The 9,915-nt window shown below is 59.7% G+C and carries 8 protein-coding genes and 1 tRNA gene; 4 read left to right on the top strand and 5 right to left on the bottom strand.

The genetic code is table 11. The annotated features are described in order from the left end of the window. Nucleotides 1-162 precede the first annotated feature (162 nt). The 3 genes from ugpC to AB0O97_RS06940 all read right to left on the bottom strand — a co-directional run bounded on the left by ugpC (nucleotide 163) and on the right by AB0O97_RS06940 (nucleotide 3,639). Nucleotides 163-1,263 carry a sn-glycerol-3-phosphate ABC transporter ATP-binding protein UgpC gene (gene ugpC, locus AB0O97_RS06950; RefSeq protein WP_363838045.1) on the bottom strand — a complete coding sequence of 367 codons (1,101 nt, stop codon included), beginning with the start codon at nucleotides 1,261-1,263 and terminating at the stop codon, nucleotides 163-165. Between the two features lie 143 nt (nucleotides 1,264-1,406). Then, a complete protein-coding gene (otsB, locus tag AB0O97_RS06945; protein WP_363881250.1) occupies nucleotides 1,407-2,192 on the bottom strand; it encodes a trehalose-phosphatase in 786 nt (261 codons plus the stop codon). Further along, the gene (locus tag AB0O97_RS06940) at nucleotides 2,182-3,639 is read right to left on the bottom strand and encodes a trehalose-6-phosphate synthase (protein WP_363881248.1); all 1,458 of its coding nucleotides are present in this window, start codon (nucleotides 3,637-3,639) and stop codon (nucleotides 2,182-2,184) included. Before AB0O97_RS06940 ends, otsB begins: the two co-directional genes overlap by 11 nt. Before the next feature lie 184 nt (nucleotides 3,640-3,823). Between AB0O97_RS06940 and AB0O97_RS06935 the strand changes: the two genes are divergently transcribed. Both AB0O97_RS06935 and AB0O97_RS06930 read left to right on the top strand, forming a co-directional pair. Next, entirely contained in the window at nucleotides 3,824-4,729 is a 906-nt protein-coding gene (locus AB0O97_RS06935) for a DsbA family protein (RefSeq protein WP_363881246.1), read from the top strand. Between the two features lie 216 nt (nucleotides 4,730-4,945). After that, nucleotides 4,946-5,019, top strand: a tRNA-Thr gene (locus AB0O97_RS06930). An 80-nt stretch (nucleotides 5,020-5,099) separates the two neighbouring features. Here AB0O97_RS06930 and AB0O97_RS06925 read toward each other — a convergent pair. Together AB0O97_RS06925 and AB0O97_RS06920 are read right to left on the bottom strand one after the other, a co-directional pair. After that, complete coding sequence (locus tag AB0O97_RS06925; protein WP_363881244.1) at nucleotides 5,100-6,365, bottom strand: tyrosine-type recombinase/integrase; 1,266 nt, start codon at nucleotides 6,363-6,365, stop codon at nucleotides 5,100-5,102. Between the two features lie 22 nt (nucleotides 6,366-6,387). Then, complete coding sequence (locus AB0O97_RS06920) at nucleotides 6,388-6,603, bottom strand: helix-turn-helix domain-containing protein (protein WP_363881243.1); 216 nt, start codon at nucleotides 6,601-6,603, stop codon at nucleotides 6,388-6,390. 1,128 nt (nucleotides 6,604-7,731) lie between these two features. On the opposite strand from AB0O97_RS06920, the gene AB0O97_RS06915 reads away from it, so the two are divergent. Together AB0O97_RS06915 and AB0O97_RS06910 are read left to right on the top strand one after the other, a co-directional pair. Next, nucleotides 7,732-8,358 (top strand): hypothetical protein, encoded by a 627-nt coding sequence (locus AB0O97_RS06915; RefSeq protein WP_363881242.1) that lies wholly within the window; start codon nucleotides 7,732-7,734, stop codon nucleotides 8,356-8,358. A gap of 380 nt (nucleotides 8,359-8,738) precedes the next feature. Beyond that, on the top strand, nucleotides 8,739-9,854 hold the full coding sequence (locus tag AB0O97_RS06910; protein ID WP_363881241.1) for an EcsC family protein: 1,116 nt from the start codon (nucleotides 8,739-8,741) through the stop codon (nucleotides 9,852-9,854). The last annotated feature ends 61 nt before the right edge of the window (nucleotides 9,855-9,915 follow it).

Here is a 9,915-nt window from a genome sequence, read left to right as displayed (position 1 = left end):
GTGAATTTGCACTGTGCAGACCGCGGTTGACACGCTCTGGCATTGAATCGGCGAACCCGCGGTCAAAACTGCCCGTGGGACGTTGAACCGCCTTAGCTGGAAATCCAACAGGCAACCGCGCCTCAATCAGGTGTCACTGGGTCTCGACAGTCAGGACCACTGTTAGTCGCGCGAGATGGCCTTGTCGCCCAAGCGGGCGCCGGAGGTGGCATCGAAGAGGTGCACGTGGCCAACCTGCGGGCGGACGTGGATGGTGTCGCCCTTCATCGGTGGGCGGCGACCGTCGACACGAACAACCATGTCGCGCTCTGCGCCGTCGATGATGGCGTGGCCGTACACGTAAGCGTCGGCACCGAGTTCTTCAACGACGTCGGCTTCTACTGCCAGGCCTTCGCCGGCGCCAACAACCTCGAGGTCTTCGGGACGGACACCCACGGTGACCGTGTTGCCTGCGGCTTCGCCGAGCACGGCGGAAGGCACGGGGTAGATGGCTCCACCGAACTTCACGCCGCCATCAACAACGGGCAGTTCCAGCAGGTTCATGGCGGGGGAGCCAATGAAGCCGGCAACGAACACGTTCTGCGGGGCATCGTAGAGGTTACGCGGGGTGTCAACCTGCATCAGCAGGCCGTCCTTGAGGACTGCAACGCGGTCACCCATGGTCATGGCCTCAACCTGGTCGTGCGTCACGTAAACGGTGGTGACGCCCAGACGGCGGGTCAAGGAAGCGATCTGCGTACGAGTCTGAACACGCAGCTTGGCATCCAAGTTGGAGAGGGGCTCATCCATGAGGAATACCTGCGGGTTACGCACAATGGCGCGACCCATGGCAACACGCTGACGCTGACCACCGGAGAGTGCCTTCGGCTTGCGGTCAAGGTATGCCTCGAGGTCCAGGAGCTTTGCGGCTTCCTTGACGCGCTTGGCACGCTCTTCCTTGGAAACGCCGGCGATCTTCAGGGCGAAGCCCATGTTGTCAGCGACTGACATGTGCGGGTACAGCGCGTAGTTCTGGAAGACCATGGCGATGTCGCGGTCCTTCGGCGGAACGTCTGTGACGTCGCGGTCGCCGATGAGGATGCGGCCGGCGTTGACATCCTCCAGGCCGGCGAGCATGCGTAGGGAGGTGGACTTACCGCAACCGGAAGGTCCAACCAGAACGAGGAATTCGCCATCGGCGATGTCAATGTTGAGCTTGTCAACAGCGGGCTTAGTGGTGCCCGGGTAAATGCGCGTCGCGTTGTCAAAAGTTACTGTAGCCACAGTAATAAGTCCCTTCATCGGCAGGTACGTGCCGAACGATCCGTTGTGAAATGGTTGGTGTTTCAGCGGGCCCCACACTGCCTAGGCAGCGAAACAGTCCGACTTATGAAGTATGACACATTTCCGGCATGGGCGAGATCACATTACGGGTTGAAGTGCCTGGTGCGGGCCGCCAGCAGCAGTTCCAGCACGTCCGGGAGCTCATCCGGGCCGCCGATGCGGAATTCGGCGGCCGTGGTGCCCGGCCCCACCTTGATGCCGAGATCGCCCGGGCGCAGCGCGGCAAAGGCGTGTTCGTCGGTGACATCGTCCCCGGCAAAGAGCGCGGCCGTGGCGCCGGTGAGCTCGCGCAGCAGGGTCAGACTCTGGCCCTTGTTGGCTTTGACGGCCGATATTTCCAGCACCATCTTGCCCGTGCTCAGGTGCAGTGCGGGATTTGCGTTGAGCTCTTGAATGACAAGTTCGACGGCGGCCAGTGCGTCCTGTTCTTTGGCCAGCCGGTAGTGAAGTACGACGCCGGCTGGTTTGTCCTCCAGCACCGTCCCCTTAAAGAGGGTGGTGGCTTCGGTGACGGCGGCGCGGGCCAGTTCCAGCGCGGCTGCCTGTTCCGTTGTGAGCGCCAGAGCTGGGGAATCTGGTCCCAGCCACGTCTCGGCACCGTGGCTGCCCACCAAAAGTGTCGGTTCCGGGGGAGTGGCGACCAGCCGCAAACTGGCCAGGGCCCGCCCAGAGACGAGGGCCGTCGTCGTGCGTGGGAGTTGGGCGAAGGCGGCCAAGGCTGCGGCCGAGCGGGGGAGTGGGCGGGAATCGGCGGCATGGTCCACTAGGGGTGCCATGGTGCCGTCGAAGTCCAAGGCCAGCAGTAGGTGGGGTGTGCGGGCCAGCGCGGTGAGGGCGGTGCGGAGAGCAGCCGAGACGTCAGCTGTCATCACGGACCGCCTTTTGCGCCAGGGTGTTGAGGAAGTCCTCGCTCCAGCGTTGGACGTCGTGGGCGAGGATTTGCCGGCGCATGGCGCGCATGCGGCGGCTGGAGTCGGTCTTGGGCAGGTTGATGGCGCGCAGGATGGCGGCTTTGAGACCGTCGATGTCGTGCGGGTTGATAAGGAGCGCCTGCTTGAGTTGGTCGGCGGCGCCGGTGAACTCGCTCAGGACGAGGGCGCCGGTGTTGTCGCCGCGGGCTGCGACGTATTCCTTGGCAACCAGGTTCATGCCGTCGCGCAGGGCGGTGACGAGCATGACGTCGGCGGCGAGGTACAGGGCCACCATTTCCTCGATGGGGTAGCTGTGGTGGAGGTAGCGGACAGCGGTGTTTTGGATGGTGTCGTGCTGGCCGTTGATGCGGCCGACCATGCCCTCAACGTCTTCGCGGAGTTGCTTGTACGTTTCGACGCGCTCGCGGCTGGGGCTGGCGACTTGGATGAGGGCGGCGTCTTCGACGTGGACGCTGCCTTCGTCGAGCAGTTCGCCGTAGGCCTTGAGCCGGTGGGTGATGCCCTTGGTGTAGTCCAGACGGTCGACGCCGAGGAGCACGGTCTTGGGGTTGCCTAGGTCTTCACGGATTTGTTTGGCGCGGGCGATGACGTCCGGATTTTCGGCGAGGGCCGTGATTTGGCTGACGTCAATGGAGATGGGGAACGGTTCGGCGCGGGCAATGTGCGTGTTGTTTCCGGCGTCGTCCTTGACGTGGACCTGCTTGGCCTTGACGCCGGCGCCGAGGAAGCGGCGGGCCGAGCGCAGGAAGTTGGCGGTGTCGTTGGGGCGCTGGAAACCGATCAGGTCAGCGCCGAGCAAGCCCTCCAGGATGGCCTTGCGCCAGGGCATTTGGGCGAATATTTCGGGGGAGGGGAAGGGGATGTGGTTGAAGAATCCGATGCGTAGATCCGGGCGCATGGCGCGCAGATACTGGGGGACGAGCTGGAGCTGGTAATCCTGAACCCAGACGGTGGCGTTCTTGGCTGCGGCGTTCGCGGCTGCTTCGGCGAAGCGTTTGTTGACCACCTGATAGGAATCCCACCAGGTTCGGTGGAACTCAGGAGTGGCGATGACGTCGTGGTAGAGCGGCCACAGGGTGGAGTTGGCGAAGCCTTCGTAGTACAGCTCAACCTCGTCCTCGGACAGGGGGACGGGGAAGAGATCCATGTTGTCATGGTGGAACGGTTCCAGAATCTCGTCTGCGGCGCCGTGCCAACCAATCCATGCGCCCTCGCGCGCAGCCATGACGGGGGCCAGTGCAGTGACGAGCCCGCCCGGAGAACGCCGCCAGCCGCCGTCGGACTCTGAAGTGGAAACCCGGTCGACGGGAAGCCGGTTAGAGACCACGATGAAGTCTGAATCGCTGGGGTGAAGGACAGGTTTATGGCTTGATTTCTTAGGCACGCGCAACTCCCATGTTGTAGAGCTCAATTAGTGCCAGCTTAGCCTGTGGCGCTGCAGCACGTCATAGTTCTTCGCCATCCGGACGGGGTGTGGGCTTTAGAGTATTCTCCAAGGTTTCTGTCTTAGGATGAGGGGGAACCTGCCGCATGACGGCCTTTTTTCATGCCCAAACACTTGAGGAACTATGAGCCCCCAGAACGAACCGCGGAAGAGCAAAGCCGAGCGGACTTCAGAAGCCCGTGAGAAGGCCCGGATTATTCGTGATGCGCAGTTGAAGAAGGAAAAGCGCAACGGATGGCTGATCAAGGGCGGTGTCTTGGTGGCGGCCGTGGCGATCATCGTCATTATTGCGCTCGTGGTCATCAACACGCAGAAGGCGAATGAGCCGATTGCCGATGTGGGCGATGTGCCGGCCAACGCGAATGAGTTTGGCGGTGTCACGGTGGGTAAGGACGGTAGCGTCATTGCACCAGGCACGGCGGCAAAGAGCGTTGACATCAACTCAGTTCCGGCCATGCCCACCGCGGCGCCCACGGCTGTGGCCGACCCGGCTGCTATCGGCATCAAGGCCACGGCCGCCACTGATCCCGCACAGGTTGTTGTCTACCTGGACTTCATGTGCCCGGCGTGCAACCAGTTCGAGCAGACGTCCGGCCCCGAATTGGATAGCCTGCGCAAGGAAGGCAAGATCACGGTGGAGTACCGTGCACTGCCCTTCCTCGATCGTTTCTCTGCTGGCACCAACTACTCCTCACGCTCGGCCGCTGCCGCAGCCTGCGTGGCGGACCAGTCGCCGAAGAACTACAAGGCGTTTGTGGATTCCTTGTACACCAACCAGCCCGCCGAAAACAGCAAGGGTCTGGATAACGCGAAATTGGAGAAGCTCGCCAGCGAAGCCGGCGCAGCGGACATTGGCAGCTGCGTCAGTGACAGGACGTTCCGCCCATTCGTCGCCTACACCGGTGCCTTGGCAACAACCTCCGGCGTCAACGCAACACCCACCGTCTTTGTGGACGGCCAGCAGTGGATGCCTGAAGCGGTCAACCAATTCAGCACCTTCCTCAACACCGTGCTGGACGCCAAGAAGTAAAAACAAGCTGATGCTGGCGCACTTTGACGACAGTCTTATGCTGGCCCTCTTTGGTGGCGCTCTTAAGCGGTGCTCTTAGGCGGCGCTCGCTGACGGTGTGCGAGGCTGCAGCAACTGCATAAAAACCGGCCCCCGGACGCGTCCTTTGCGTTCCGGGTGCCGGTTTTTTATTTTCTGGTGTCCTACGGTAGCCTTGTGGAGCGCTTGATTGCGTATGCCTCCTTAGCTCAGCTGGCCAGAGCACCGCTCTTGTAAAGCGGGGGTCATCAGTTCGAATCTGATAGGGGGCCCAAAAAGCCCGGATTTAAAGGGATTTTGGATGTGAGAATGGCCCCGAAAGGGGCCATTTTCAACTTAACTCATACTTAACTCATACTTTTGGGTCATCCTTTTCATCATTTCCCGTCCCGTCCTCCTTGTCTGCTGGAGCTTGTTCGTCCTCCGGTTCCGGCTGCTGAGACACGTCTTTTGGCTTGAATGCATCGACCACTGACCTAGTGTCGAGCGCCTCGCGAAGCTCCTCGATGTAGTGCTCCTGTGTCATGGACACCTTGGAGTGGCCGGCTTGATATGCGGCGGCTTCGGGGCCCAAGGCCCTAGCAATGAGGGTGGCATTGGCCTTCCTGAAGGTTTTAAGTGTCACCCAGGTGTATCCCAGCGAGTCAGCGACCTTGCGCCATAGCTTGCCAACGTTGTTCGCGTCGCACACCGTCCCGGTTGAGGATGGAAAGACCAAGTTCAGCGGATTTGGGACGCCGAGTTCCACTTGGCGTTTCCTGCGCTCCTGAAGCTGCTCAACCAAGAAGTCTGGAAGCGTCAGGTGGCGGATGCCGTGCTGGGACTTGGGGTGGTCCTGGATTCGGACCCCGCCAGTGCTGGTTCGGATTACCGTGGCATTGATGAAGACTGTGGGCGGATCAGCATCCAAGTCAATGTCATCCCATCGGAGGGCGAACAGCTCACCTGGCCGTGCCCCCGTAGCGATGAGGCAGTCAGCAATTTCATGCAGCTCCTGGGTGCGCGGCCGACCAAGGGTCGGCGCTGTTTCCCAACCGATGAGTTTGTCCCGCAGGTCCTGGTATTGCGCGGCATCCAGAGCCTGTGGTTTGGCCGTCCTGTTCCTCGGAATTGAGACGCCGATGACTGGGTTCACGGTGACCGCATCATGACGAAGCGCAAGCTTGAACATCCATGACATGACGGCTCCGCAACTTCTGGCCGTTGAAGGCCCCGTGTCTTCCACAAGCTTGCGGATGAAATTGTCAATGACGCCTGAGGTGGTCTCGCCGATGCGGACTTCTCCGATGGCCGGTGCAATGTACTTCTTGATGCAGTAGGCGTATTTGTCTTTGGTGCGTTCCGCCTTGTCCGATGCCTGCAGCTCCACGAGAAATACTTCGATGAGTTCGTTGATCTTGCTTCTCGGGTTCACCAGCCCGTAGCGCGGGGTCTTTCGATCAGCAAATTTCTGTAGCAGGTTCTGGCGTGCCGCCGCGCCCGATCCTCCGCGGGCTTCGACGATCCGTACTTTGCCGTCCATATCCCGATACTTGGCGCGTGCGTTCCAAGTGCCGGCTGCGACGCGGCTGACCTTGACGCTGCCCCACGTACCAAGTGGCAGTGGTTCCCTAGCCATTTCAGCTTCCTTAACGTGCCGGTTACGGATCAGAACGGAGCACGAGCCACGCTTCGAAATCAGCACGGCTAACCCGCAGGTGCTTGCCAATCCTGTAGGCGTGTGGCCCAACTCCGCGTGACCTCCACTGATAGAAGGTCTGCAGCGGGATCTGCAGTTCGTGGCAGATCTCGGAGGGCGTCAGCCACTCGAGTACGGTTTCAGGTGAAGTAATTTTCGGGATTTCCTGCTTGTACATGATGCCCTCCGTAAGTTCTGGATGCTTGTACCTACTTCATGGTGTTTCAGATGATTTACTACATGGCCGACGGCTATCCGCTCTCTGTCGGTATGAGGATCCAGAACGAATGTCATCTCGATGAGTCACTTCGCACGGTGAATATTCGCGCTTAAGGTCACCACCTGTGGTTCGGGCGAGCACGGTTGCTCGGCAGCCCGATTGGCGTAGGTGCGCACCACCTCACTATGCACTTCCGCCAGGTGCCGGCCGCATGGTGAAACGAGTACCGGTAATGGTAAGGATTATTTAGGCGACGCAGGTGTTGCGGCTGCGTAATCAGGGCTTGTCTTGACGGGCGATCGAGTCCACCCAGGGGTATCCTGGCACAGCATCCACACGGTACTCGATGGGGTGGAGCTGCGCGGTCTCGACTCCGGCGAGGCCGAGTTGCATGCGGCGTTGTTTCCCGGCCGCGGGTCCATGTTCGCACAGCCGGGACTGACCTCGGGAGCACACCGACGTGGAAGCTCCTCCATCAGGCGTATGTCGACGCGTCATCAATGGCACAGTCGACTATGAATATGACCGGTTCTGCCGCCTTTAAGACGAGTACCCTACTGTTTCGGGGGCGACGTCGCGCGTCAGCCATAACGTCGGCCGCAGCATCTAGGTCGACTGATCCGGGTCCACGATGCAGCCTTTGGATCCGAGCATGGGTGAGATGTCAAAGTGCTTTTGTTCGTCGCGTGCCTGCTGGCCAGCCGGTATGTGCGCGCAGAGGCGACCCATCGTATGCGGCGCGAATCGTGGTTGCTCGCCCACACATCAATGTTCGCCTTCTTGGGCGGCAGCGTCGCGTATAGTGCCGGACAAATCGAAGACCGGTAATCACCCCCGCGCGCAAGGGCGAGTTCGTATTGAACGATGACTACCGGGCGATCGGAGGAGTTGCGTCTCGGCAGGCATCGCCCTCTCTGTGGTTCGGTGCACATCGTCTCGAAGCCGCATCACCAGGGCCGGTGGGCGCGGAATAACCGGCCAGTTCTTGCATACGTATTATGATTCGAGGGGACCTGTTGTGGCCGTTCCGCACCGTTGAATTCCGAGGGCGTTTCGACGTCGAACGAAACTGGAGACAAAATCGTCATGAAGTTTTTCAAAGCACGGGTTCTGCTTTGGCCTCTCCTGCTGATCGCCGTGCTGGTTGTCGCGGGAATGGGCGCCGCTTTCGCATTCGGTGGACTCAACGCACTCGCTCTCAGTTCGCTGTTCAGCAGCTCCTCGAACGAACGCGATTCGCAGGTGATTCAGTCCGTCACGCGTGTGCAAGAGGTCGCCTTGCTTAGCCTTCACATCGAGGGTGTCGATAGGCACGAAAGCAATGGCGAGATTTTCGGCGTGGCCATACCTGCGAGCGAGAAGACAACGCTGGTCCAGTACAAGATCGACGCAAAATTAGGCATCGATGGGTCACAGGTAAAGATCGAACCCACCGGCCCAAACTCGTTTCGGGTGACCATCCCTCAATTTATTGGCATCGGCTTTGACGATCCCGTGTTCGAAGACCCCCTTGAGAATAACAACGCGCTTAGCTGGCTGGCGGCGCCAGCCGTTCAAACTCGCATGATCAACAACATTCTCAGCGACGAGAACAAGCAGAAGTACATCATCCAAAACGCAGCAGCGCTGAAAGAGCAGGCCAAGGTGTTCTACTCCGGAATCATCGCAAGCGTCGATCCCGAAATCACCATCGACTTTGAGTTCGCAGGCTAGATGCCCGCAGCGCCCCCCGTTCTCGCCGCATGAACCCGAGGGGATGATAGCCGCAGACCGGAGCGGTGAGTACTACGCCGGAGGAACCCGGTGAGCCGGCTGTATGGGGAACCCATGGCCCTCGCCACCGCGTAGTCCGCGACCGAGAGCGCCATTAGCGCTGGGCCCAGGACCAATGGCGCTCTCCCGCACGATCGGGTGTTGCTCAAAGCATTAAATACTCATGCACGGCAGGCACTTTCAGAGATACCCCGTGCAGCCATGCCCTTTTCGTCGAAAATTGGCTCCTGCAAAACACAGATCAATTGGGTCAATGACAAGTAGCAGACCGCTATCTGGAATTGGCTGGGCATGTCGGTGCAGGACGCTACACTGGCGAAATGACAGATATTTCTGAGTATGAACTTGCAGCGTGGCGTGACATCAAAAAATTCAAGGGGCGCACCCTTTCGCGTGCCTTGAGAGACGCTAGCGAACAGGTGGCCAACGGTGCTGCAAAAGTTGGCGAACATACAACGAAGTACCTTGAGAATCATCCGGGGGCCCAGTCAGCCGTTTCACGTGGCCAAAAATTTATTGCAAGTGGCGCCCAAGTAATCAGTTCCGGCGCAAGCAAAGCCGCGGCTGCCCTCCCCGACAGCATGACTGACTGGAGCGGCGCTGCATTAGACTCGACGCGACGAACAGTTGGAAAGGTCTCTCGAGCCGGTCTCTCATCCCAACGAGTAGTGGTGAAACACCAGAAGCGACGTCATGACGTTGAAACGCTTTCGGATTTGCGTCGCCTTGATCTCCAACAAATCGACGCCATTCGCGGGAGAGGGATGTCTTGGTACTACCCGGCCACCGCAGCCCTTTCAGGAATGGGTGCAGGGCTGGTTATCTCGGGAGGGGAACTCGTCACTGTCGCCTCTGCTGGTGCAGCGGCAGCGCCTTCGGGCCTAGCAGTCGCCGGCGCTTTCCTTGGTGACGCGGCATTTGTTCTTGGGCTCGCTTCCCGCTCTGTCGGTCACGTCTCGTTGCTGTATGGCTACGATCCAGAAGAGCCAGCCGAAAAACTATTCGTGATGTCCGTCGTCAACGCTGGGACCGCGATGTCAGCCAGTGCGAAGACCGCCGCCATGGCCGACATCTCGCGGCTGACACAGTCACTCGTTCGGGGCAAGACATGGGCAATTTTAGATAAGACAGTCGTGGCTCAAGTCTCCAAGCAGTTCGCCAAGGCATTCGGTTTTCGGTTGACTAAGCAGGGACTTGGAAAGGTCATTCCTGCGGCAGGTGTCCTAATTGGTGGGACTTTTAACTGGACCACTTTGGAATCGATAGTCGACGCCGCCGATGTTGCATATCGGCGTCGATTCCTCTTGGAGAAGTACCCATATCTTGCTGAAGAAGAGACACCTGAATCGTTTGTTGGTGCCGTCGTGGATGATGCTGACGAGGTGATCAGCGTCCTCGATGAGCTCGGTGACGCTGGTGGACCCGACCTCCGCTGAAACTATCAACGACCAAAGAACTAGTTTGTGATTTGTTGCGATGGTTAGTCGAATGAAGAGC

Origin of the sequence: Specibacter sp. NPDC078692 (assembly GCF_040686835.1) — a bacterium.
Lineage (GTDB): Bacteria > Actinomycetota > Actinomycetes > Actinomycetales > Micrococcaceae > Specibacter.
Note: the sequence above shows the minus strand (reverse complement) of the source record. Positions and strands in the feature narration are given on the sequence as shown.